The 23,730-nt window shown below is 66.3% G+C and carries 18 protein-coding genes and 2 tRNA genes; 12 read left to right on the forward strand and 8 right to left on the reverse strand.

The annotated features are described in order from the left end of the window. Positions 1-26 precede the first annotated feature (26 nt). From NIBR502771_RS13570 to pepN, 4 genes are all read right to left on the reverse strand, one after another. Entirely contained in the window at positions 27-485 is a 459-nt protein-coding gene (locus NIBR502771_RS13570; protein WP_141160208.1) for a globin, read from the reverse strand. 1 nt (position 486) lies between these two features. Beyond that, entirely contained in the window at positions 487-1,170 is a 684-nt protein-coding gene (locus NIBR502771_RS13575) for a mechanosensitive ion channel family protein (protein WP_141160209.1), read from the reverse strand. A 171-nt stretch (positions 1,171-1,341) separates the two neighbouring features. Beyond that, complete coding sequence (locus NIBR502771_RS13580) at positions 1,342-1,815, reverse strand: OsmC family protein (RefSeq protein WP_141160210.1); 474 nt, start codon at positions 1,813-1,815, stop codon at positions 1,342-1,344. Continuing rightward, positions 1,812-4,385, reverse strand: coding sequence for an aminopeptidase N (gene pepN / locus NIBR502771_RS13585; RefSeq protein WP_141160211.1), 2,574 nt, complete (start codon positions 4,383-4,385; stop codon positions 1,812-1,814). Before pepN ends, NIBR502771_RS13580 begins: the two co-directional genes overlap by 4 nt. A gap of 172 nt (positions 4,386-4,557) precedes the next feature. Here pepN and NIBR502771_RS13590 point away from each other — a divergent pair, with 172 nt between their 5' ends. From NIBR502771_RS13590 to NIBR502771_RS13600, 3 genes are all read left to right on the forward strand, one after another. Next, positions 4,558-5,571: a hypothetical protein gene (locus NIBR502771_RS13590; RefSeq protein WP_141160212.1), complete on the forward strand. Its 1,014-nt coding sequence runs from the start codon at positions 4,558-4,560 to the stop codon at positions 5,569-5,571. 86 nt (positions 5,572-5,657) lie between these two features. Continuing rightward, positions 5,658-6,152 (forward strand): ribose-5-phosphate isomerase, encoded by a 495-nt coding sequence (locus NIBR502771_RS13595; protein WP_141160213.1) that lies wholly within the window; start codon positions 5,658-5,660, stop codon positions 6,150-6,152. Next, the gene (locus tag NIBR502771_RS13600) at positions 6,152-7,111 is read left to right on the forward strand and encodes an Fpg/Nei family DNA glycosylase (RefSeq protein ID WP_141160214.1); all 960 of its coding nucleotides are present in this window, start codon (positions 6,152-6,154) and stop codon (positions 7,109-7,111) included. The genes NIBR502771_RS13595 and NIBR502771_RS13600 overlap by 1 nt, the downstream gene beginning before the upstream one ends. Before the next feature lie 46 nt (positions 7,112-7,157). Here NIBR502771_RS13600 and NIBR502771_RS13605 read toward each other — a convergent pair. Further along, positions 7,158-7,231, reverse strand: a tRNA-Gly gene (locus NIBR502771_RS13605). A 131-nt stretch (positions 7,232-7,362) separates the two neighbouring features. Between NIBR502771_RS13605 and NIBR502771_RS13610 the strand changes: the two genes are divergently transcribed. The 6 genes from NIBR502771_RS13610 to NIBR502771_RS13635 all read left to right on the forward strand — a co-directional run bounded on the left by NIBR502771_RS13610 (position 7,363) and on the right by NIBR502771_RS13635 (position 12,547). Beyond that, a tRNA-Pro gene (locus NIBR502771_RS13610) sits at positions 7,363-7,437 on the forward strand. 78 nt (positions 7,438-7,515) lie between these two features. Beyond that, positions 7,516-8,907 (forward strand): trigger factor, encoded by a 1,392-nt coding sequence (gene tig / locus NIBR502771_RS13615; protein ID WP_141160215.1) that lies wholly within the window; start codon positions 7,516-7,518, stop codon positions 8,905-8,907. Positions 8,908-9,140: 233 nt separating this feature from the next. Then, positions 9,141-9,764 carry an ATP-dependent Clp protease proteolytic subunit gene (locus NIBR502771_RS13620; protein WP_018761581.1) on the forward strand — a complete coding sequence of 208 codons (624 nt, stop codon included), beginning with the start codon at positions 9,141-9,143 and terminating at the stop codon, positions 9,762-9,764. A gap of 38 nt (positions 9,765-9,802) precedes the next feature. Next, complete coding sequence (locus NIBR502771_RS13625; protein WP_018769476.1) at positions 9,803-10,462, forward strand: ATP-dependent Clp protease proteolytic subunit; 660 nt, start codon at positions 9,803-9,805, stop codon at positions 10,460-10,462. A 175-nt stretch (positions 10,463-10,637) separates the two neighbouring features. Then, the gene (clpX, locus tag NIBR502771_RS13630) at positions 10,638-11,918 is read left to right on the forward strand and encodes an ATP-dependent Clp protease ATP-binding subunit ClpX (RefSeq protein WP_141160216.1); all 1,281 of its coding nucleotides are present in this window, start codon (positions 10,638-10,640) and stop codon (positions 11,916-11,918) included. Between the two features lie 14 nt (positions 11,919-11,932). Beyond that, positions 11,933-12,547, forward strand: coding sequence for a DsbA family protein (locus NIBR502771_RS13635; protein ID WP_141160217.1), 615 nt, complete (start codon positions 11,933-11,935; stop codon positions 12,545-12,547). Between the two features lie 344 nt (positions 12,548-12,891). Here NIBR502771_RS13635 and valS read toward each other — a convergent pair whose 3' ends face one another. Beyond that, positions 12,892-15,513 (reverse strand): valine--tRNA ligase, encoded by a 2,622-nt coding sequence (gene valS, locus NIBR502771_RS13640; protein ID WP_141160218.1) that lies wholly within the window; start codon positions 15,511-15,513, stop codon positions 12,892-12,894. Positions 15,514-15,737: 224 nt separating this feature from the next. Between valS and NIBR502771_RS13645 the strand changes: the two genes are divergently transcribed. After that, entirely contained in the window at positions 15,738-16,496 is a 759-nt protein-coding gene (locus NIBR502771_RS13645) for an SDR family oxidoreductase (RefSeq protein ID WP_141160219.1), read from the forward strand. Here NIBR502771_RS13645 and NIBR502771_RS13650 read toward each other — a convergent pair. Beyond that, positions 16,493-17,455, reverse strand: a complete 963-nt coding sequence (locus NIBR502771_RS13650; protein WP_246839666.1) for an endonuclease/exonuclease/phosphatase family protein — start codon at positions 17,453-17,455, stop codon at positions 16,493-16,495. The genes NIBR502771_RS13645 and NIBR502771_RS13650 overlap by 4 nt on opposite strands. Positions 17,456-17,493: 38 nt before the next feature. Next, positions 17,494-18,570 carry an endonuclease/exonuclease/phosphatase family protein gene (locus tag NIBR502771_RS13655; protein ID WP_141160221.1) on the reverse strand — a complete coding sequence of 359 codons (1,077 nt, stop codon included), beginning with the start codon at positions 18,568-18,570 and terminating at the stop codon, positions 17,494-17,496. A 480-nt stretch (positions 18,571-19,050) separates the two neighbouring features. On the opposite strand from NIBR502771_RS13655, the gene ileS reads away from it, so the two are divergent. Then, entirely contained in the window at positions 19,051-22,368 is a 3,318-nt protein-coding gene (ileS, locus tag NIBR502771_RS13660) for an isoleucine--tRNA ligase (RefSeq protein WP_141160222.1), read from the forward strand. A gap of 3 nt (positions 22,369-22,371) precedes the next feature. Further along, positions 22,372-23,730, forward strand: a complete 1,359-nt coding sequence (locus tag NIBR502771_RS13665; protein WP_141160223.1) for a folylpolyglutamate synthase/dihydrofolate synthase family protein — start codon at positions 22,372-22,374, stop codon at positions 23,728-23,730.

The following is a 23,730-nucleotide window of genomic DNA, read 5'->3' on the forward strand; positions in this document are numbered from 1 at the left end:
CTGCAGGGCGCCTGCCGGACAGGTTCTCAGGAGCCGGAAGGGCTGTTCACCATGGACAGCGCCGCCCGCTCCATGTAGTCCCACAGCGTGCCCTCGTAAAGCGGAGGCAGCTCCAGGGCATCCACGGCGGTGCGCATGTGGAACAACCACCGGTCCTTTGCCTCGGGCGTGACCTTGAAAGGCATGTGCCGCATCCGCAGGCGCGGGTGGCCGCGCTCCTCGCCGTACGTTGTCGGACCGCCCCAGTACTGCTCAAGGAACATCAGGAACCGGCGTTTCGCCGGGGCCAGGTCCTCTTCCGGATACATGGGCCGCAGCACGGGATCGGTGGCCACGCCGTCGTAAAAGACGTCAATGAGCTTTACGAAGGTGCCGTGGCCGCCCACGGCGTCATAGAAGCTGTCGGTGTAGTCCGGCTTGCTGAACGGATCGTTCTGCATCAACTGGGGCCGCTGCCCCGGGCCCGGCTCAATGGGAAGCGACATGCTAGTCCCCGGCTTTCTGGTCAGTCTTCTTGGTCTCAACGTGCGCCGAGCCCTGGTCGGTGGTGCCGTCGTCGGTCTCGTGCAGCGGAACGTAGCGTCCCTGGGACCGGTTGCCCACGCGCAGGATCTCGCCGTTGCGCAGGTACCAGATCGCGCCGTCGTCGGAGCGGACGCGGGTGATCCGCAGCCCCATGGACTCCACAACGCCCACCACTTCGCTGGTTTCAATGACGTCGCCAATTCCGTACTGGTCTTCAATGGTAATGAAGATCCCCGCCAGGAAGTCGCGGATCAGCTGCTGGGCGCCGAAGCCGATGGCTACACCGAGGATGCCCACGCTGGTCAGCAGCGGGGCAATGTTGATGTCCAGGTTCTGCAGCACATACATGCCGGTAATGATCACCACCAGCACGCCCACCACGCTGTTGAGCAGCGAACCGATGGTTTCGGCACGCTGGACGCGGCGTTCGTGGTCGAGGGCCCGGAAGGCCGGGGCAGCCCACTTGAACGTGGGCTTCTTGAAGAAGTTGCTGCCCGACGCCACCCGCCTGGTGATGCGGGAAATGATGAACGTGGCCACGAGCCAGACGGCAACGCCGACGCCGAGGCTGATCACGATGCCGGGCAGGCTCACGCCGCTCGGCTGGCTGGTGGCAGGGGGAAGGATGGACAACATGCTGACCATGGGTGGAAATAGCTCCTTGGGATATTGCTCTGTTCTCTTTCAACCCTAGCGCCGCAGCGTGGAGCAATCCGCATTCCCATCCTCGGCGGAACCGCCTTCTGCTCCCGGGAAATTTCCTGGCACCGGAAGGCCGGCCTGCCGCCGCCACAGGGCAGCGGCAGGCGGGAGGGACTAGGCGGCCACCGTCACCGGCTGGTGCTCCACCGGGAAGTTCACGCTCCGGGCAATAAAGCAGACCTGATTGGCCTCACGGTGCAGCGAGGCCGCCAGATCCGCCTGCGCCGCGTCGGCCACCGTCACGTGCGGGTTCAGGACCACCCGCTCGAACTGTCCGCTGCCGTCCCGGTTCAGCCGCATCAGCCCGGTGGCCTCGTCCCGGTAGCCAGTGACCACCACGCCGTGCTTCACCGCCACGTGCAGGTAGGACAGCATGTGGCACTGCGCCAGCGCAGCCAGGAGGAGCTGTTCTGGGTTGTAGCGCCCGCGGTCGCCGTGGAAAGTCGGATCCGCCGAACCCTTCAGGACCGGCAGGCCGGGAATGGCGACGTCATGGTCCCGGGAGTAACCCCGGTAGGACGACGTGCCCGCCCCCAGGTTGCCGGTCCACTGGACCGTCAGTGCGTAGTGGTGTTCGTGGAGGTTCACTCCGGGCCGCCCGCCGGCAGGACGTCGGCGGCACGGGCACGCAGGGCGCGGGCGACGCCGTCACGGTTTTCCAGCATCATCCGCCGCAGCGCCGCGCTTTCCGCCGGCAATGAGGCCAGGAATCCGTCCGTCCGGTCGATGGTGGCCTGCGTGGTAAGCAGCGCCGGGTAGAGGCCGACGACGATTTGCTGGGCGAGTGCGTGGGTGCGGGTTGCCACGATCCCCGGCACGGCCGCGAAATACTTTTCGGAGTACGGCTCCAGGAGGGAACGGTCCAGCACCCGCATGAAACCGGCCACCGCGGAGCCCTGCAGCGCGTTGGACAGCTCTCCCTTGACCACAATGGCTTCCCAGGCCGCAGCCTTTGCCTCGGGGGTGGGGATGGCAGCCTTGGCCAGGGCGGCTGCGTTCTGCCCGCTGGAGGTGTTGTCCCGCTCCAGTTCGGCGTCGATGCCGTCCTGCCCCATCCGGCCGCCGGCCACCAGCGAAGCCACCAGCTCCCAGCGGAGGTCCTGGTCCACGGCCAGGCCGTCCAGGACCACTGACCCGTCCAGCAGGCCGGACACCCGGTCCAGCTGGGACGCGCTGCGGGCCAGGAGCGCGAAGGACTTGATGAACTGCAACTGGCCGTCGGAGCCGCCCGGAACGGCCGAGGCCAAATCCCACAACCGGTCCACGGCCGCAACGGTGGTGGCTTCGCGGTGTTCCTCGGCCACATAGAAGTTCAGGGTGGTTGCCAGCTGGCGGAGCTGGACCAGAATCACGGAGGAATCCGTTTCCGCTGCGACGTTGGACAGGATCAGGTCCACGTACTGCCGGGCCGGTGTTTCGCCGTCCCGCGCAGCGTCCCACGCGGAGTTCCAGACCAGGGTCCGCGGCAGGCTTTCGGCAAAGTCCTTGAGGTGTGCCGTGGCCGTGGCCAGGGACACCGGATCCAGGCGCACCTTGGCATAGGCAAGGTCGTCGTCGTTGATGAGGATCAGGTCCGGCCGGGCCACGCCCGCAAGCGCCGGGACGTCTGTACGTTCGCCGTCGACGTCAAGCTCCTCGCGGTGCACCCGGGTGAGCTTGCCGGCGTCGTCCAGGTTGTAGAAGCCCACGGCGAGCCGGTGCGGCCGGATGGTGGGCCACTCCGGAACCGCGGACTGCAGGATGGCAAAGGACCGCAGCTTTCCATCGGAGTCCACGTCCAGCTCGGGAGCCAGGGTGTTAACCCCGGCGGTCTCCAGCCACTGCCCGCCCCAGTGGTCCAGGTCGCGGCCACTTGCCTTCTCCAGCTCAACCAGCAGGTCCTGCAGCTCGGTATTGTGCCAGGAGTGCTTGGCGAAGTACTCCCGGACGCCGGCCATGAACTGGTCGGGTCCGACCCAGGCGACCAGCTGCCGGAGCACCGAGGCCCCCTTGGCGTAGGTGATGCCGTCGAAGTTGACCTCCACGTCCTGCAGGTCGTTGATCTCTGCGAAGATCGGGTGCGTGGTGGGCAGCTGGTCCTGGCGGTACGCCCAGGACTTTTCCACGGAGGCAAACGTGGTCCAGGCGCTGGTGAAGGACGTGGCCTCCACCGCGGCCAGGTGTGACATGTACTCGGCGAAGGACTCGTTGAGCCACAAGTCGTTCCACCAGCGCATTGTCACCAGGTCGCCGAACCACATGTGCGCCAGTTCGTGGAGCACGGTAATGGCGCGCCGCTCGATCTGCGCCCCGGTGACCTTGCTGCGGAAAACGTAGCCTTCCAGTATGGTCACCGCACCGGCATTTTCCATCGCACCGGCGTTGAATTCCGGCACGAACAGCTGGTCGTACTTCTCGAACGGGTAGGGGCAGCCGAACTGTTCCTCGAAGAACCCGAAGCCCTGCCGCGTGAGCTCGAAGATGTTGTCTGCGTCCAGGTACTGCATCAGCGACTTCCGTGCGAAGACCCCGAGCGGGATCACGCGGCCATCCGAGCTGGTGACCTCGCTGCGGACGGACTGGTACGGGCCGGCGACCAGGGCAGTGACGTACGAGGACAACCGCGGTGTGGGGGCAAAGGTCCAGACGGACCGGGCGGCGCCGTCTTCGGCGGCCTGTGCCTGTGCCGGTTCGGGGGTGGGGGAGTTGGACACAACATCCCAGTGGGACGGAGCCGTAACGGTGAAGGCGAACGTCGCCTTCAGGTCGGGCTGCTCGAAGACGGTGAACATCCTGCGGGAATCCGGAACCTCGAACTGGGTGTAGAGGTAGACCTCGTTGTCCACGGGGTCCACGAACCGGTGGAGGCCTTCGCCGGTGTTCATGTAGGGCATGTCCGCCACCACAGTCAGCTCGTTGTGCTCCGCCAGGTCCGCCAGCTGGATCCGCACGCCGTCGGCCACGGTGTCCGGATCAAGGGCGCGGCCGTTGAGGGTCACGCTGTGTACCGTGCGGGTGACGGCGTCAATGAAACTGGACGTTCCGGGAACCGCCGTGAATTTCACGGTGGTGGTGCTGCCAAAGACCTCTCCGCCGCGGGTCAGGTCAAGGCTGACATCGTAGGACTCGACGGAAATCAGTTCGGCGCGCTCACGGGCTTCGGCGCGCGTCAGGTTCATGCCTGGCAAAGGAGGTCCTCCAAAGAATTTTCGGCTGCCGGCCGGTGGTTCCGGTGCCGGCACTGTGATGCATTCTTCCACCCTTGCCTCCCATGGCAAGTAGCGCAGCCCACAGCGGGGATGGGGCAGGCCCGGGCGGCGGCCCCGGCAGCCGCGGGGTAGCGTTGGATGCATGGGAAAGCTGCTGGATTCGGTGGATGCCAGGGCCCTGCGGTTCGCCGTCGGGTTTCCTGTCGTCCTGGCTGCCGCCTTTGTTTACTGCGCGTTCCTGCTGCGCCCGGATCTGCCGGAGCCGCTTGCGGTCCAGTGGACGGACAGCGGCGGCGCCGCCTTCGCGCCCTTCGGCGCCTACGTGGGGGCCGGCGCCGCGGGAATCATCGTGTCCGGGTGGCTGGTCCTGCTCCAGGCCGCGCCGCTAAGCCGGCCCGTCCTGATGCGCAGGATCATGATGGGTGCCGGGCTTTTCCTTAGCTTGTTCATCACCTCCGCGCTCGCCGCAGGCCTGATCGGCCAAACGGGGCTGGCTGACGCCCGGCAGTCGCACGTGGACATGACGGTCCTCGCCCTGGGGAGCGGTGCGGCTGTTTCCCTCGGCGTGACCATGGCTATGGTGTACAAGGCCGACCGGCAGTGGTCCCCTGATGATGACCGCGCGCTCCAGGTCGCCATCGCCAGGGAACTGGACCCGGACCTTGCCCGGGACAGCATCCGGCTCTGGGTCCACGCCCGCAGTTCGGTGTTCGTGATGATCGCCATCGCCTCCCTGTTCCCGGCGGCCCTGATCGCGGTCGTGGTGCCCTGGCTGGGGATCCTCCTGGTGATCCTGGCCCTCCTGGGTGCGGCATTCCTTTTCGCCCGCGTCCGCGCGGACCGGCGTGGGCTGAAGGTCCTGCTCGCCGGCGTGGTGCCGGTGATGGACGTACCCGCCGGTGCCATTTCCGACGCCAGCGCGGCCGACGTGAGGGCCGCCGATTACGGCGGGTGGGGCTACCGGCACCACGGCGGAACCGCCGCCATGCTCGTCGGCAGCGGGCCCGCCGTCGTCGTCAGCAAGACCGACGGCCAGCGCCTTGCCGTCAGCGGCGGCAGCCAGGCCTCGGCCGCGCGGCTTGCCGAAGTGCTCACCCGGGTGGCGGCCAGGGCCCGTGGCGGTGGTCCGCCGCCACCGGATGTCCGGAACCCCTGACCCCACCGCCGCCCTAGTATCCTTATCGGTGTCGTTCCGGCCCCCACCGGCGGCCTGCCAGCCCCACCAACGAACGGAATCAGCACGTGACCACTACCCCTGCCTTCCCGCGGGTCCACATTGCCACCGACCATGCAGGCATGGAGCTCAGCGCCCACCTGGTGTCCCACCTGACCGGGAAGGGATACGAGGTGGTGGACCACGGGCCCAAGGCTTACGACGCCCAGGACGACTACCCCTCGTTCTGCATCAACGCCGCCCTCGCCGTGGTCGCAGACCAGCAGGCGGGCGTACACGCCCTGGGCATCGTCCTGGGCGGGTCCGGCAACGGCGAGCAGATAGCCGCCAACAAGGTCAAGGGCGTGCGCGCCGCGCTGGCCTGGAACCTCTCCACCGCCACCCTTGCCCGCGAGCACAATGACGCGAATGTCGTGGCGGTGGGCGGACGCCAGCACACGGTGGAGGAAGCCACCGAACTGATCGAGGCGTTCCTGTCCGAACCGTTCAGCAATGACGAACGGCACGTGCGCAGGATCGGCAAGATCGCGGCCTACGAAGCGACCGGCGAGGTCATCGAGTAGTGCCCGAGGGCCATTCCGTCCGCCGGCTCGCCCGCCAGTTCGGGGACGTCTTCACCGGCGAAGTACTTGCTGTCTCCAGTCCCCAGGGCCGGTTCAGCGGGGGAGCGGCGCTGTTGGACGGCCACGCCATGGTCGCCGCAGAGGCGCACGGCAAACACCTGTTCCTGCACTTCGACCACTCGCTGGTGCTGCACGTCCACCTCGGCCTTTACGGGGCCTGGAGCTTCGGCGGCGACAGCACCTTCACCGGCGCGTCAAGCATCGGTGCGCCGCGGCGGGTAGGGGAGCGGGAGGCCTTCACTGACGGGGACGACGACGGCGGCGCCGCCTACGCAGGTCCGCCGGCGCCCGTCGGGGCCGTCCGGGTCCGGCTCGCCGGAAGCCACGGCTGGGCGGACCTGCGCGGGGCCACCACCTGCGAAACCATCACCGCAGCGGAGGCCGACGCGGTCCTGGCGCGGCTGGGACCTGATCCGCTGCGGAACCTTCGCGGCGACGCCGGGCGGTTCGCCGCCAATGTCCGGACCCGGAAGACCCCGCTGGCGGCCCTGCTCATGGACCAGAAGGTGATTGCCGGCGTCGGAAACGTGTACCGCGCCGAAGTCCTGTTCCGCCGCCGCCTCGATCCGCTCCTTCCCGGGGCTGAGTTGCCGGAGGCCGACGCCCGCAGGCTGTGGCGCGACGTCGTTACCGTCATGAACGACGGCGTCGCCGATGGGCGGATCATCACCACCCCGCCGAAATACTGGACGCTCAACGGCACCACGGCGGCCAAGGCGGCCGCGGCAGGGGAACCGGTGCCGGCCAGGAGCGCGCACTTCCCGCACCGTGACGACGTCCATTTCGTGTACAAACGGCACGGTCTGCCCTGCCGGGTATGCCGCACCATCGTGCTCATGGCCGACCTCGCCGGGCGGAACCTCTACTGGTGCCCCTACTGCCAGCAGCCGCAGGCCTAGGGGCAAACGCACAAAAGGACCCCTCAACCGAGGGGTCCTTTTGCCATGGAGGGGACGACGGGAATCGAACCCGCGTAATCAGTTTGGAAGACTGAGGCTTTACCATTAAGCTACGTCCCCGAAGGAAGATCCGTTTTTCGCGGAAACTCCGGGCTGGCTGTCCAAGCCGGATACAACTAAACCTAATCCATGGCCTACGTGTCAAATGTGCATTCGCGACGCGTATCACCGTAGACTTGCCTGTGCACTTACGGGGTGTAGCTCAGCTTGGCTAGAGCGCCTGCTTTGGGAGCAGGAAGTCGCAGGTTCAAATCCTGTCACCCCGACTCTGCGGCCAGGACCAGCCGGCCTGGACACACATTGCGTTGCAGAAACCCATCCCACAACCCAGGAGTACTTAGACCGTGAAGAGCGCTGTCGAGAACCTCACCCCCACGCGGGTCAAGCTCAATGTTGAGGTCCCCTTTGAGGAACTGAAGCCCAGCATCGACTCGGCCTACAAGACCGTCGCGTCGCAGATCCAGGTTCCCGGGTTCCGCAAGGGCAAGGTTCCCGCCAAGCTCATCGACCAGCGCGTCGGCCGTGGCTACGTCCTGGAGACCGCTATCAATGACGGCCTCAACGGCTGGTACCAGGCTGCCGTGCAGGAATCCGGCATCCGCCCGCTGAGCCGGCCCGAGGTGGAAATCACCGAGGTTCCCGACCCCACCGCCACCGACGGTGGCCTGAAGTTCGCCGCCGAGGTCGACGTCCGCCCCGAGATCGAACTCCCGGACTACGCCGGCCTCGAGGTCCAGGTTGCCGCTGCGGAATCCTCCGACGCCGACGTGGACAAGGCCCTGGACGAACTGCGCGGCCGCTTCGGCACCCTGAAGTCCGTTGACCGTCCGGCCGCCGACGGCGACTTCCTCACCATCGACATCACCGCCACGATCGACGGCGAAGAGGTCGACTCCGCGGCCGGCCTGTCCTACCAGGTAGGCGCCGGCACCATGCTCGAGGGTATGGACGAAGCCGTAACCGGCCTCAGCGCCGACGAAGACGCCATCTTCGACACCACCCTGGTGGGCGGCGACCACGCCGGCGAAGCCGCCCAGGTCAAGGTAGTGGTCAAGGCCGTCAAGGAACGCGAACTGCCTGAGGCGAACGATGACTTCGCCCAGCTGGCCTCCGAGTTCGACACCCTCGCCGAACTGCGCGAAGACCTGGCAAAGCAGGCCGCCGAGTCCAAGATCGTTGAGCAGGGTGTTGAAGCCCGCGACAAGGTCCTGGACAAGCTGGTTGAACTCGTAGAGGTTCCCGTTCCGGACTCCGTCGTCGAAGAGCAGCTCGAAGCCCACTTCCAGGAGGGCAACGGCCACGGCGACGGCGAGCACGACACCGAAGAGCACCGCGAAGAGGTCCGCGCCAACACGGCCCGCGCCTTCCAGAACGAAATCATCCTCGACGCCATCGCGGAAAAGGAAGAAGTCAACGTCAGCCAGAGCGAGCTGATCGACTACATCGTCACCACCGCCAGCCAGTACGGCATGGACCCCAACCAGTTCGCCCAGATCATCGACCAGAGCGGCCAGGTCCCCATGATGGTTTCCGAGGTGCGCCGCCGCAAGGCACTGGCCGTCGTCCTGGGCCAGGCCACCGTGACCGACACCGAGGGCAACACCGTTGACCTCAGCGACTTCGTCCGCCCCGCCGGTGAAGAGGCTCCCGCCGCCGACGCCGAGGGTGTTGAGGCCGAGGCTGCCGAGGCAGAGGTTGTCGAAGCCGAGGACACTACGGCTGACGCCAAGGCGTAGTCCTTCCTGACCCGCAGCAACGGCCCCCGGATCCCTTCGATCCGGGGGCCGTTCGCGTTCTGCGGGAAGCAGCCCGCTGCCGGTTCGGTGATCGTGCGCCGTCAGCGAACAGCCGTCGGTGCGCGAACAAAACACCCGTGAAACCGGTTAGTGTCCAAGTAGTGATTTTCAGTGATGTCACCGTCACCAGTGAGAGGTAAGTAAACATGTCACAGCACTCAGAGGCCCCCCGGATGGCGACCGTCGATCCTGCAGCCCAGGACAACTACATTTACAACCGCCTCCTCAAGGAGCGGATCATCTGGCTGGGCTCGGAGGTGCGTGATGACAACGCCAACGCGATCTGCTCGCAGCTGCTCCTGCTCTCGGCCGAAAACCCGGAAAAGGACATCTACCTCTACATCAACTCTCCCGGCGGCTCCGTCACTGCAGGCATGGCCATCTACGACACCATGCAGTTCATCCCGAACGACGTCGTGACCGTCGCCACCGGCCTGGCCGCATCCATGGGACAGTTCCTGCTCTCCTCCGGCACCAAGGGCAAGCGCTACGCCACGCCCAACGCCCGCGTGCTGATGCACCAGCCGTCCGGTGGCATCGGCGGCACCGCTTCCGATATCAAGATCCAGGCCGAGCTCATCCTGCACATGAAGAAGGTCATGGCGGAACTCACCGCCGAGCAGACCGGCCAGACCGTTGAAACCATCCTCAAGGACAACGACCGCGACAAGTGGTTCACAGCCACCGAAGCCCTCGAATACGGTTTCTTCGACAAGATCGCCGCGCACGCCGGCTCCGTCTCAGGCGGCGGCGGAACGTCCAACGGTTCCTCCGGCGAATCAGCCTCCCAGAACTAACCGGCATCCAGAACCCCTTTCGATCAGGAGCAAACACAATGAACTACAACTTCGGGTGGTCAGCCGGTAATCTTCCGTCCAGCCGCTACGTCCTGCCGCAGTTCGAGGAACGCACCCCCTACGGCTTCAAGCGCCAGGACCCCTACACCAAGCTCTTCGAGGACCGCATCATCTTCCTCGGCGTGCAGGTGGACGACGCTTCCGCTGACGACATCATGGCCCAGCTGCTGGTCCTGGAGTCCACGGACCCGGACCGCGACATCACCCTCTACATCAACTCGCCCGGTGGCTCCTTCACGGCCATGACGGCGATCTACGACACCATGCAGTACATCCGCCCCGAGATCCAGACCGTCTGCCTCGGCCAGGCCGCCAGCGCGGCTGCCGTCCTGCTCGCTGCGGGCACGCCCGGCAAGCGGCTGGCGCTGCCCAACGCCCGCGTCCTCATCCACCAGCCCGCATTGTCCGGCGGCCAGGGCGGACAGGCCTCCGACCTGGAGATCCAGGCCGCAGAGGTCATGCGCATGCGCTCCTGGCTGGAGGACACCCTGGCCCACCACTCCGGACGCACGTCGGAGCAGGTCAACAACGACATCGAGCGCGACAAGATCCTTACCGCCGAAGAAGCCCAGGCATACGGCCTCATCGACCAGGTTCTTGACTCCCGCAAGATCAAGCCCCAGGCAATCACGAGGTAGCAGTACCGGAAGCCGGTGCGGTCCAGTTCATTTGGCCGCACCGGCCTTTTCATTCCACCCTTGGGGCCCAATGTGACCTAGAGTGGATGTTGTCACAAACCGGGCCGTGCGGCCCGGGAGAGATTTCAGCAATGGTGCAAGGCTGCCAGGCAGCAGGATACTAAGGGGTTCACATATGGCTCGGATTGGCGAGAGCACGGATCTGCTGAAGTGCTCTTTCTGCGGAAAGAGCCAGAAGCAGGTGCGCAAGCTGATTGCCGGCCCCGGTGTCTACATCTGCGATGAATGCATCGAGTTGTGCAACGAAATCATTGAGGAAGAGCTGGCGGAGGTCGCCGACCTCGGCAGCTTCGAGCTTCCCAAACCGCGCGAAATCTTCGACTTCCTGCAGGAATACGTCATCGGCCAGGAGCCCGCCAAGCGGTCCCTCGCCGTCGCGGTGTACAACCACTACAAGCGCATCCAGGCCGGCCACGCCCCTAAGTCCGGGAACCTCGGGGACGGCGCCCACCACGACGACGTCGAGATCGCCAAGTCGAACATCCTCCTCATTGGTCCCACCGGCTGCGGCAAGACCTACCTTGCGCAGACCCTCGCCCGCCGGCTGAACGTCCCGTTCGCCGTCGCCGACGCCACTGCCCTGACCGAGGCCGGATACGTGGGCGAAGACGTGGAGAACATCCTCCTCAAGCTCATCCAGGCCGCTGACTACGACGTCAAGAAGGCCGAACAGGGCATCATCTACATCGACGAGATCGATAAGATCTCCCGCAAGAGCGAGAACCCGTCCATCACCCGCGACGTGTCCGGCGAGGGCGTGCAGCAGGCCCTCCTGAAGATCCTCGAAGGTACGGTCGCATCCGTGCCTCCGCAGGGCGGACGGAAGCACCCGCACCAGGAATTCATCCAGATCGACACCACCAACGTCCTGTTCATCGTGGCCGGCGCTTTTGCCGGCCTGGAAGAGATCATTGGCTCCCGCTCCGGCCGCAAGGGCATCGGTTTCGGCGCTCCACTGAACGAGGCCAGCAAGAAGGTGGACTCCTACGGTGAAGTCATGCCGGAGGACCTGCTGAAGTTCGGCCTGATCCCCGAATTCATCGGCCGGCTCCCCGTCATCACCACCGTGTCCAACCTGGACCGCGATGCACTGATCCAAATCCTTTCCACACCCAAGAACGCCCTGGTGAAGCAGTACCAGAAGATGTTCCAGATCGACGGCGTGGAGCTGGTGTTCGACGACACCGCCCTGGATGCCATTGCCGACCAGGCCCTGGAACGGGGCACCGGCGCCCGCGGCCTGCGCGCGATCCTGGAGGAAGTCCTGCTTCCCGTGATGTTCGATCTTCCCAGCCGCGAGGACGTGGCCAGCGTGGTGATCACCGAGGACGTGGTCCTGAGGGGCGCCGAACCCACCATGATTCCGCACGTGGCCAAGCGCCGTAAGTCTGCCTGACCGAGAGGACCTCCGTGACTGTACCCGCCAAGAACAAAGCCGATTTCTGGTTCGACCCCCTCTGCCCGTTCGCATGGGTGACCTCCCGCTGGATCGGGGAAGTGGAAACGGTGCGGGACATCGAGACCGAGTGGCACGTCATGAGCCTGGCAGTCCTGAACGAGGGACGGGACCTGGACCCCGGCTACCGTGAATCCATGGACAACGCCTGGGGCATGGTCCGGGTGATCATCGCCGCCCGTGAAGAGCATGGACCGCAGGTCATCAAGCCGCTCTACGATGCCATGGGCACGCTGATCCACAACCAGGGCGAAAAAGACCGCACCGAGGTCATCACCAAAGCCCTTGCGGAGTGCGGGCTCCCCGCCTCCCTGGCCGATGCCGCCACCTCCGACGCGTACGACCAGAAGCTCCGGGCCAGCCACGAGGAAGGTATCTCGCTGGTGGGCCAGGACGTCGGCACCCCGGTGGTCGCCTTCAATGGCACCGCGTTCTTCGGCCCGGTGCTGACGCGTATCCCCCGCGGTGAGGAAGCCGGCAGGATCTGGGACGCCACCACGGCCATCGCTGCCTACCCGCATTTCTTCGAGTTGAAGCGCAGCCGCACCGAGAGCCCGGAATTCGACTGAACGCCGGGCACTGACGCTCTGGGAGGGCCCCGGGAAAACTACCTGAATGTAGTTATCCCGGGGCCCTTGCACGTGGTCCGGCGCAGGAGAACAATAGGTCCTACCACTTCGAAAGAAGGGGACGCAGGAACCAAAGATTCAGTGATTTGTCAGTTAACGCAGCCATCGGCAAAGTTGAATGCAAGCTACCAGTGACGGGGTAGTAAGACCTGAAGATCAGCGGATCCTGCCAGACCATCAGAGCACGTCACCGGATGGCCGAAAAGTCGAAGCCCCACCAACGGCAAAACGCTGATGGGGCTTCCCCTTTGCCTCGAAAAGGCTGACCTGGCTATGGTCCGGCGTCAGGCCTTGGCCGGCTCGTCGCTGGGTGCCAAAGCAACGTCGGAGACCGTGAGGTCGCCGCTGCCCACCGCCAGGGTGATCTCCCGGGCGTTGGACGCAGCCTTCAAATCAGCCAGCCCGGCCTGCAGTTGCGCTGTCAGCGCTTCCGGCGCAGTGATCTTGGCGGACAGCACCTCGGTGCGCTGCTTGACCTTGGCCTCGGACTTGGCCTTGCGGACACCGCTGAGTGCCACCCCCACCGTTGCCAGCATGGTGGTGTCGCCGTCCGGGATCTCCAGTGCAGCCGGCCATTCGGCCCGGTGCACGGACCCGTTTCGCCACCAGCTCCACACTTCCTCCGTGGCGAACGGCAGGAACGGGGCGAACAGCCGCAGCAGGGTGTCCAGTGTGGTGGCCAGGGCGGCGAGAACCGAGGCCTGCTCGGGATCTCCCGCAGCTCCGTAGGCGCGGTCCTTGATCAGCTCCACGTAGTCATCCGTGAACTGCCAGAAGAACGACTCCGTGAGCTGCAGCGCCCGGGCGTAGTCATAGTTGTCGAATGCCTTGGTGGACTGGGCCACGACGTCGGCCAGCTGGGCCAGGAGCGCACGGTCCAGGGGGTTCGTCAGCACGGCAAGATCGCCCGAAAGCACCGAGTTCTCTGTGGCGCCCAGGTTCAGGACGAACTTGGAGGCGTTCAGGAGCTTGATGGCGAGCCGGCGGCCGATTTTCATCTGCGCGATCTCGTAGGCGGTGTCTGCGCCCAGCCGTGCAGAGGCGGCCCAGTAGCGGACGGCGTCGGAGCCGTACTCGTTCAGGACGTCCGTGGGGACCACCACGTTGCCCTTGGACTTGGACATCTTCTTGCGGTCCGGGTCAAGGATCCAGCCGGAGATGGCGGCGTGCTTCCAGGGGGCACAGTCCTGCAGGGAGTCCGCGCGGACCACCGAGGAGAACAGCCAGGTGCGGATGATGTCGTGGCCCTGGGGGCGCAGGTCGAACGGATAGACCTTGGCGAACAGGTCCTCGTCCCGGCTCCAGCCACCCACGATCTGCGGGGTCAGGGAGGACGTCGCCCAGGTGTCCAGGACGTCGGCGTCGCCGGTGAAGCCGTTGGGCTGGTCGCGCTGTGCCTCGTCGAAGCCCGGGGCGGCGTCGGCGGCAGGGTCGACGGGCAGGAGCTCGTCGGAGGGCAGGATGGGGTTGTCGTAGTCCGGGTTTCCCTGCGCGTCGAGCGGGTACCAGACGGGAATGGGCACGCCGAAGAACCGCTGGCGGGAGACCAGCCAGTCACCGTTCAGGCCGGCGATCCAGTTTTCATAGCGGGAACGCATGAACGACGGGTGGAAGTCGATGTCCTTGCCCCGGCCAATGAGGCGTTCGCGGCGGTCCTCGTCACGGCCGCCGTTGCGGATGTACCACTGGCGGGACGTAACGACTTCCAGGGGCTTGTCGCCCTTTTCGAAGAAGTTCACCGGATGCGTGATCTTCTTGGGCTCACCGTCCAGCAGGCCGGCTTCCTTGAGCAGTTCCACCACGGCTTCCTTGGCGGAAAAAGCAGTCTTCCCGGCGATGGCGGCGTACGCCTCCTTGCCGGCCCCGCTGGTGATCCACTCGGGCGTTTCGGCGATGATGCGGCCGTCGCGGCCCATGATGGCACGGGTGGGAAGCTGCAGTTCGCGCCACCAGGTGACGTCGGTCAGGTCACCGAAGGTGCAGACCATGGCGATGCCGGAGCCCTTGTCCGCCTTTGCCAGGGGGTGGGCCTTGACCTCGAGTTCAACATCGAACAGCGGGGACTTCACGGTCTTGCCGAACAGCGGCTGGTACCGTTCGTCGTCGGGGTTCGCCACCAATGCGGCACACGCCGCCAGCAGTTCCGGACGGGTGGTCTCAATGAAGACCTTGTCCCCGTCTTCGGTGAAGAAAGGGTAGCGGTAGTAGGCCCCGGCGACTTCGCGGTCCTCAAGCTCGGCCTGCGCCACGGCCGTGCGGAAGGTGACGTCCCACAGTGTGGGAGCTTCGGCCATGTAGGCGTCCCCGGCCGCCAGGTTGGCCAGGAAGGCGCGCTGGGACACTGCGCGGGAAGTGTCATCGATGGTGCGGTAGGTCAGGTCCCAGTCAACGGACAGGCCCAGGGTCTGGAACAGGTTTTCGAAGACCTTCTCGTCCTCAACGGCCAGTTCTTCGCACAGTTCGATGAAGTTCTGCCGGGACACGACGTCGAAATCGCGCTGGTTCTTGGCCGGCTGCGCGGGCGGCTGGTAGTCGGCGTTGTACGGGATGGCCGGATCGCAGCGGACACCGTAGTAGTTCTGGACCCGGCGTTCGGTGGGCAGGCCGTTGTCATCCCAGCCCATGGGGTAGAAGACGTTCCTGCCGGTCATGCGCATGTAGCGTGCCTGGACGTCAGTCTGGGTGAAGGAGAACATGTGCCCCACATGCAGCGATCCCGACGCGGTGGGCGGGGGAGTGTCGATCGAGTAGACCTGCTCCCGGGTGGTGTCGGGGTTGAACTTGTAGGTTCCTTCGGACAGCCAGCGCCGGGTGAGCGCGGCTTCGAGGCCTTCGAGGGCCGGCTTGTCCGGAACTTTGATGGGGGCGGTGGTGGGCGTGTCTGTACCCTGCGTGTCTTCAGCCATTGGGCAATTCTTTCATGCTGGCTCCATCCCACCCAACCCGTCACCCCGGGGGACGACGACGACGGCTTCCGGGTGCTGGTGGACCGGCCCGGGCCGCGGGGGATGGCCAGGGAAAACGCCGCCGTCGACCTGCGCCCGCCGGTGATACTGACGCCAACCACCCGCGGGTCCTGCTTGATTACCTCCTGGGACGGCCCGGCGGCTGATCCCGCTAGGGTGGTGCCATGACTGAGGACTTGCAGAAAAAGGCAGCATTGGTGACCGGCGCGAGCAGCGGAATCGGAGAGGCAACGGTGCGTGCGCTTCGCGCCGGCGGGTGGACGGTCTTCGCGGTGGCACGCCGGGCGGAGCGGCTGGCGGCACTGGAAAGGGAGACAGGCGCCGTGGCGATCCCGGCCGATATCGCAGAGGACGACGACGTGTCCCGGCTCCTCGCCCAGGTCACCGAAGCAGGCGGCATTGACACGCTGATCAACATCGCCGGTGGTGCCAGGGGTGCAGACAAGGTGGGCGATGCCAACACCGCCGACTGGGAGTGGATGTACCGGGTCAACGTCCTGGGAACCCTCAAGCTCACCCGCGCGTTCCTTCCGATGCTGCGGTCCACCGGTGAGGGCACCGTCCTGAACCTCACCTCCACCGCCGGATTGGACGCCTACGAAGGCGGGGGCGGCTACAACGCTGCCAAGTTCGGGCAGCACGCCATGACCAACGCCCTCCGGCTCGAAGAGGCCGAGCACAATGTGCGGGTCATCGAGGTGGCGCCGGGGCTGGTGCAGACCGAGGAGTTCGCCCTCAACCGGCTCGGGAATGCGCAGTCCGCAGAAAAGGTCTACCAGGGCGTGGAGAAGCCGCTTACCGCAGAAGACGTGGCCGACGTCGTCCGTTACGCCGTCAGCGCCCCACACCACGTCAACCTTGACCAGATCGTCGTCCGGCCGGTGGCGCAGGCAGCCACGCACAAGCTGATCCGGAAGGGCTAGGGGACCTGGACGTGCGGGGTGGCCACCACGGCGGCGTGGTCCGTCCCAGCGATCGGGTGGACCGAGTAGCCGGAGCCGGTGATGTCGCGGGTGGTCACCAGGTGGTCCAGGGCAATGCCCGGCAGGTGGTAGCCGCGCATGGGCCAGGTGGGCACCAGCCTGCTGCCCGCTGACGCCGCCACGTCCACCAGGGTCCGGGCGCCCCCAGCCCCGGCCAGCAGCGAGCGGAATTCCCGGTGGTCATAGGTTGCGTTGAAGTCTCCGGCCAACAGCAGGGGACCGGAGCCGGTGCCGGCCCCGGCCACTGTGGCCAGTTCCTTGCGCCACTGGTTCACGGCGCTGCCCACCGGCGCCAGGGTGTGCACGGCCACGACACGAAGGGTTGCACCCCCGCCACCGCCCAGGTCGAGCCGGACAACCGGCATGCTGAACCGGGTGTCCGGAAGCACCCCGGCGTCCTCTAGCATGGACGACGAGTAGACCGCAGTTCCCCCGGCGCCTTCCCTGGCGTGGGCAATCCGGTGCGGAAGCAGTCCGTCCAGCCCCGCCGCCGTCAGCTTCAGCGAGAGCTGGGGCGTGTACTCCTGCACTGCCAGCAGGCCCACGCGCCGTTCACGGACCAGGTCCACGATCTTCCCTGCGTCCGCGCCGCCCAGTTCCGCGTTGATGCTCATGGCCACCAAGGTGACCGGCCGTCCGGCCGCCTCGGCGGTGGGCCCGCGGACATCCAGCGGAAGCAGCCAGAAGGCCTGGCAGCCCATCAGCGATGCAGCCAGGACCCGCTGCCACCGGCTACGCCCCAGTAATGCGAGGAGCAAGGCTGCCGCGGCAGGCGCGGCAACCCAGGGCATGAACGCCACCAGCTGCACCCCCAGGACGGGCCATTCCACCGGTATGGCGCGGACGGCCGACACGGCAGCCACCGGCAACGCAACCGGTACGAACAGCCACCGGCACACGGTGGCCGCCCTCCTCCGGCACGGGACAGGGGCGCGGTTCAAGGCCAGGTGTCCAGTATGCCGACGACGGCGGCGTGGTCCGTCCCGGGGAATCCGACGGTGCTGAACCCCGCCACCCTGATGCCGCGGCTCACAAGGATGTGGTCGATCGCAGTAAAGGCGGGGACCGGCGCATTCATGGGCCAGGTGGGGACCAGGCCCATCCCTACGGTCCCGGCGGCATCGGTAAGGCCGGTGGTGAGCAGGTTCCGGAACTCTGCATGGTCCTGCCCGGCGTTGAAGTCGCCCAGCAGGACTGAGCTCCCGTCCGCCGGTAGTCCCTGCTGCAGGCCTGCCAGCTGGTCGAGTTCCGCCCGCCAGGATGGCGTATGTCCAGGGCGGGGGGAGTCAACGTGCACCGAGGTCAGCCGGATGCCGCCGGCGGTGCCCGGGACATCGGCGACGGCGCGGGTCTGGTAGAAGGACGTACCGGGCACCCGCGGCATCGGCACGAGTGGATAGCGGGAGAAGATGGCGTTGCCGGTGCCGGCTCCGTCAACGTCGATGACCCGGTACGGAAAGTCCACGCCAATTCCTGCCGCCTCAAGGCCTGCCAGGCCTTCCAGTGCCAGTTCAGGAAGGGCGAGAATGTCCACGTCCCGTGCCCGGGCCTGCCCCAGCAGGACGGTGGGATCCACGCCCGTGGATCCCACGTTCAATGCCATCACGGTCAGTGGGTGGACACCGGCATGGCTTGCGGCCGCACCGGCGTGGGCCGGCCGCTCAAAGAGTGTGCCCGGGGCCGCGGACGCCGGGACGATGCGCGGCGCCACTATCGACATGTGGCCTAGCAGGAGACAGGTGGCCAACACGGCCAGCACAATGCGCGCACCCCGGAGTTCCAGGGCAACGGCGGCCAGTGCGGCTGCCGCCGCGGCAAGGGACGCGAACAAACTGGCGGGGAACAGGGACAGCAACTGGACCCACGGAGTGCCGGACCCGCCGGCAAGGCGCACGATGGTCAGTCCTGCTGCGGGCAGCCACAGGACGGCCGCGATTGACCAGCAGGTCCACGAACCCGCCCGGCGCAAAAGGCTGGGCCGCATGCCCGGCACGGATGGCTGCACCGCTTGCATCTGTCCATTATTCGCGGCCCGGTCCGGGCCGGACAGCGGTCGCTGCCCGTAACTGCCTCCCTAATTCCGCACCCCGTCACCACCAGTTCCCTGCACCGGTTCCCCGGGAGGCACCGGGTCCCGGAGCCTCCGGACCGGGAACGGGATGCGGTGCGACGGACCGGAATGGCACGGGACGCCATGGCGATAGTAGAATCTGGGTTGGCGATGACCCGGCAATCACCGGTGAGCTTCCGGAAGAACACGCGGCCCAGGTAAAGGGTGGCCGCGCCAGTAGAACCGGACGGGTAAGCCCGTCACAGCAGTAATGAGAGGCCGGGGCAGCGCGTGTTCCTTGCGGAAGACACGCGGCGCCGGTAAGTGAGGTGGTACCGCGGTGGGCGTGAAGTCTTTCAAAGACGGCACGGCAGCCGTCCTCGCATCCTGAACGGAACATCCGGTCCTGCCGGGGTTCACCACGCTCAACCCAGGATGTCGAACATGACGTTTTACCCCAAGGCCTCAGCCTCCAGCACCGGTTCCAACGGCAGCGCCGGCGTTTCCGCCTCCGTGAAGTTCCCGGAGATCGAAGAGCGCATCCTGAAGTACTGGGACCAGGACGGCACCTTCCAGGCCAGCATCGACCAGCGCAGTGCCGACGCCCCCGGCGGCGAGCCCGGCAGCAACGAATTCGTCTTCTACGACGGCCCGCCCTTCGCCAACGGCCTGCCGCACTACGGCCACCTCCTCACCGGCTACGCCAAGGACTTGGTGGGCCGCTACCAGACCCAGCGCGGCAAGCGCGTGGAGCGCCGCTTCGGCTGGGACACCCACGGCCTGCCTGCCGAGCTCGAGGCCATGAAACAGCTGGGGATGACGGACAAGACCCAGATCGAGGCCATGGGCATCGACAAGTTCAACGACGCCTGCCGCGCGTCCGTGATGAAGTACGCCGACGAATGGCGCAGCTACGTCACCCGCCAGGCACGCTGGGTGGACTTCGACAACGACTACAAGACCCTCAACGTCGAGTACATGGAGTCGGTCCTCTGGGCGTTCAAGCAGCTGCACGACAAAGGGCTGACCTACAACGGCTACCGGGTCCTGCCCTACTGCTGGAAGGACGAAACGCCGCTGTCCAACCACGAGCTGCGCATGGACGACGACGTCTACAAGAACCGCCAGGACCAGACCGTCACCGTCACGTTCCCCATCCTGGCCGGCGACTCCGCGCTGTCCAAGCAGCTCGACGGCGTGCAGGCCCTCGCCTGGACCACCACCCCCTGGACGCTGCCCACCAACGCCGCGCTCGCCGTCGGGCCTTCCATCACCTACGCCGTGCTGCCGGCAGGCCCCAACGGCATCAAGGCGGCCTCCGCCGACGCCCCGGTTACCGGGAGCTTCATGCTTGCAGCGGACCTGCTGGGCAGCTACGCCAAGGACCTTGGCTATGACAGCTTCGAGGATGCTGAAGCCGCCGTCGTATCCACCCACACCGGCGCCGAGCTGGAGGGTCTGGAATACCAGCGCCTCTGGGACGACTTCGCCGACAACGAGAAATACGGCATGGAGAACGCCTGGCGCTTCGTGGTGGCCGACTACGTCACCACCACGGATGGCACCGGCATCGTGCACCAGGCGCCCGCCTACGGTGAAGATGACCAGAAAGTCTGCGAGGAGGCAGGCATCCCCGTGGTGCTCTCCGTGGACGAGGGCGCTAAGTTCCTGCCGTTGTTCAAGCACGGCGACCTCCACGACATCGTGGGGCTGCAGGTCTTCGAGGCCAACAAGCCGATCACCCAGGTGCTCCGTGCCCAGGGCCGCCTGGTCCGCCAGGCCAGCTACGAGCACAGCTACCCGCACTGCTGGCGCTGCCGCAACCCCCTGATCTACCGTGCCGTGTCCTCCTGGTACGTGGAGGTCACCAAGTTCAAGGACCGGATGTCCGAACTGAACCAGGAGATCAACTGGATCCCCGGCAATGTCAAGGACGGCCAGTTCGGCAAGTGGCTCGAGAACGCGCGCGACTGGTCCATCAGCCGCAACCGCTTCTGGGGCAGCCCCATCCCCGTCTGGCAGTCCACGGACCCCGAGTACCCGCGCACGGACGTTTATGGCTCCCTGGCGGAAATCGAAGCCGACTTTGGCCGGCTGCCGCTGAACAAGGACGGACAGGTGGACCTGCACCGCCCGTTCATCGACGAGCTCACCAGGCCCAACCCGGACGATCCCCGCACGCCCGAAGAGGGCCAGTCTGTAATGCGCCGGGTGGAAGACGTCCTGGATGTCTGGTTCGACTCCGGCTCGATGCCGTACGGCCAGGTGCACTACCCATTTGAGAACGAGGCCTGGTTCAACACGCATAACCCTGCTGACTTCATCGTCGAATACATCGGTCAGACCCGCGGCTGGTTCTACATGCTGCACATCCTGTCCACCGCGCTGTTCGACCGGCCGGCGTTCCGGAACGTCATCAGCCACGGCATCGTGCTGGGCTCGGACGGGCAGAAGATGTCCAAGAGCCTGCGCAACTACCCGGACGTCTCCGAGGTCCTGGACCGCGACGGCTCCGACGCCATGCGCTGGTTCCTGATGTCCAGCCCCATCCTGCGCGGCGGCAACCTGATCGTCACCGAGCAAGGCATCCGCGACGGCGTGCGCCAGGTGATCCTGCCGCTCTGGAACGTGTACAGCTTCTTCACGCTCTACACCAACGCTGCCGCCGCAGGACAGGGCTACGATGCGAAGCTGCGCTACGACGGCTATGCGGACACCCTGGACCAGTACCTGCTGGCCAACACCGGCGACCTGGTGCGAAACATGACCGTGCAGCTGGACACCTATGACATCTCCGGTGCCTGCGACTCGCTCCGCAGCTACCTGGACATGCTCACCAACTGGTACGTCCGCCGCAGCCGGCAGAGGTTCTTCGACGAGGACCAGGACGCCTTTGACGCCCTGTTCACCGCGCTGGAGACCGTCACCCGCGCCGCAGCCCCGCTGCTCCCGCTGGTCTCCGAGGAGATCTGGCGCGGCCTGACCGGCGGCCGCTCCGTGCACCTGGCCGACTGGCCGGACGCGGACCTCTTCCCCGCCAACCCCGCGCTGGTGGAGGCCATGGACCGGGTCCAGCAGATCTGCTCCACCGGGTCCTCGCTCCGCAAGGCAGCCAACCTGCGGGTCCGCCTTCCCCTCCAGGAACTCACCGTCGTGGCACCCGGGGCGGATGTGCTGGAAGGCTTCGCCGCCGTCGTCGCCGATGAACTCAACCTGCGCTCCGTGCGCCTGCTCGACGCGGCCACCGCTTCCCCTGAAGAGTTCGGCATCCAGCAGAAGCTGGTGGTGAACGCCCGTGCCGCGGGCCCGCGCCTGGGCAAGAACGTCCAGGTGGCCATCAAGGGATCCAAGTCCGGCGACTGGTCCGTGGACGACGCCGGTGTGGTCACCGCGGGTGGGCTGCAACTGGAGCCCCAGGAGTACACGCTGGAGACGGTGGTGGCTGAGTCCGAGGGCGGGTCTGCCGCTGTTGCCGTGCTGCCCGGAGGCGGGTTCGTGGTCCTGAACACGGAGGTCACCCCCGAACTGGAGGCCGAAGGCCTGGCACGCGACATGGTCCGCGCCATCCAGCAGGCCCGGAAGGACGCCGGGCTCAACGTCAGCGACCGGATCCGGACAACGGTCACAGCCGCGCAGCACGTGGTGGATGCCCTGCTGGCCAACGCTGAACTGGTCAAGGGCGAGACGCTGACGGTAGAGCTGGCCGCAGGGCCGGGCGACGTGTCCGAACCCGCCGTCGCAGTCGAAAAAGTGGAGGCCTAGGACATGACCGACGAATTCTCCGTGGAAAGCGTCTACGCCGAACTCCTGGGACGTGCGCCGGAAAACAAGATGGAACCCCGGCTTGCTCCGCTGTTCCGCGCCATGGACGTGCTCGGCGAGCCCAACAAGGCGTACCCGATCATCCACGTCACCGGAACCAACGGCAAGACCTCCACCTCGCGGATGATCGAATCCGTGCTCCGCGCCCATGGCCTGAGTACGGGGCGGTACACCAGCCCGCACCTGTCCAAGGTCACCGAACGGATCAGCATCGACGGCCACCCCGTGTCCGATGAGACGTTCGTTCGGATCTGGGACGAGATCAGGCCCTACCTGCAGATCGTGGACTCCGAACTGGAAGCCGAGGGCCAGCCCCGCCTGACCTACTTCGAGTGCCTCACCATCCTGGGCTTCGCCATCTTCGCCGACCAGCCCGTCAACGTGGCCATCATCGAAGTGGGCCTTGGCGGCATCACCGACGCCACCAACGTGGGCGACGGCCAGGTATCGGTGGTGACGCCGATTTCGCTGGACCACACGGACCTGCTGGGCGACACCACCGAGGACATCGCCTACGAAAAGGCCGGCATCATCAAGCCCGGCGGCTACCTCATCAGCGCAGCGCAACCCCTTGACGCGGCCCAGGTTCTGCTGGAAAAGGCCAAGGAAGTGGGTGTGCCTTTCCGCTTCGAGGGCGTTGAGTTCGGCGTCGAGTCACGGGCAGTGGCCGTGGGCGGGCAGATGGTCACCATCCAGGGCATCGCCGGCCGCTACCCGGACCTGCTGGTACCGCTGCACGGCGCCCACCAGGCGCAGAACGCCGCCGTGGCCGTGGCAGCCCTGGAAGCATTCTTCGGGGGCGAAAAGGAACTCGACTTCGAGGTCCTGCAGGAAGGGTTCGCCGCGGTGACGTCACCCGGGCGCCTCGAAGTGGTCCGCACCGCGCCCACCATCATCGTGGACGCCGCCCACAACCCCGACGGCATCAAGGCCTCGGCCGCCGCGCTGCAGGAAGCGTTCACCTTCACCCGGCTGGTTCCGGTGGTGGGAGTGCTCAAGGAGAAAGACGCAGAGGAGATCCTTCGCCAGCTCAAGGAATCCCTGGGGGGCGTGGCTGGGGAATACTGCTTCACCCAGTCCAACTCCCCGCGCGCCGTTCCCGCGGCGGAACTGGCGGAGCTGGCCATCGACCTGGGCTTCGGCGAGGACAACGTCCACGTCGCCGAGAAACTGGACGATGCACTGGAATGGGCTGTGGAACGGGCCGAGGCCAACGACGACCTTTCCGGCGGCGTGCTGGTCACAGGCTCGATCACCCTGGTGGCCGAGGCGCGGATCCTGCTCGGAAAAACGGAGGCATGA

The organism is Pseudarthrobacter sp. NIBRBAC000502771, assembly GCF_006517215.1.
Lineage (GTDB): Bacteria > Actinomycetota > Actinomycetes > Actinomycetales > Micrococcaceae > Arthrobacter > Arthrobacter niigatensis.

Excerpts from the sequence above, each read along its gene's own strand:
- NIBR502771_RS13655 (WP_141160221.1), bottom strand. The coding sequence starts at position 18,570 with ATGCAAGCGGTGCAGCCATCCGTGCCGGGCATGCGGCCCAGCCTTTTG.
- NIBR502771_RS13665 (WP_141160223.1), top strand. The coding sequence starts at position 22,372 with ATGACCGACGAATTCTCCGTGGAAAGCGTCTACGCCGAACTCCTGGGA.
- ileS (WP_141160222.1), top strand. The coding sequence starts at position 19,051 with ATGACGTTTTACCCCAAGGCCTCAGCCTCCAGCACCGGTTCCAACGGC.
- NIBR502771_RS13570 (WP_141160208.1), bottom strand. The coding sequence starts at position 485 with ATGTCGCTTCCCATTGAGCCGGGCCCGGGGCAGCGGCCCCAGTTGATG.
- NIBR502771_RS13645 (WP_141160219.1), top strand. The coding sequence starts at position 15,738 with ATGACTGAGGACTTGCAGAAAAAGGCAGCATTGGTGACCGGCGCGAGC.
- NIBR502771_RS13625 (WP_018769476.1), top strand. The coding sequence starts at position 9,803 with ATGAACTACAACTTCGGGTGGTCAGCCGGTAATCTTCCGTCCAGCCGC.
- NIBR502771_RS13620 (WP_018761581.1), top strand. The coding sequence starts at position 9,141 with ATGGCGACCGTCGATCCTGCAGCCCAGGACAACTACATTTACAACCGC.
- pepN (WP_141160211.1), bottom strand. The coding sequence starts at position 4,385 with ATGAACCTGACGCGCGCCGAAGCCCGTGAGCGCGCCGAACTGATTTCC.
- valS (WP_141160218.1), bottom strand. The coding sequence starts at position 15,513 with ATGGCTGAAGACACGCAGGGTACAGACACGCCCACCACCGCCCCCATC.
- NIBR502771_RS13575 (WP_141160209.1), bottom strand. The coding sequence starts at position 1,170 with ATGGTCAGCATGTTGTCCATCCTTCCCCCTGCCACCAGCCAGCCGAGC.
- NIBR502771_RS13590 (WP_141160212.1), top strand. The coding sequence starts at position 4,558 with ATGGGAAAGCTGCTGGATTCGGTGGATGCCAGGGCCCTGCGGTTCGCC.
- clpX (WP_141160216.1), top strand. The coding sequence starts at position 10,638 with ATGGCTCGGATTGGCGAGAGCACGGATCTGCTGAAGTGCTCTTTCTGC.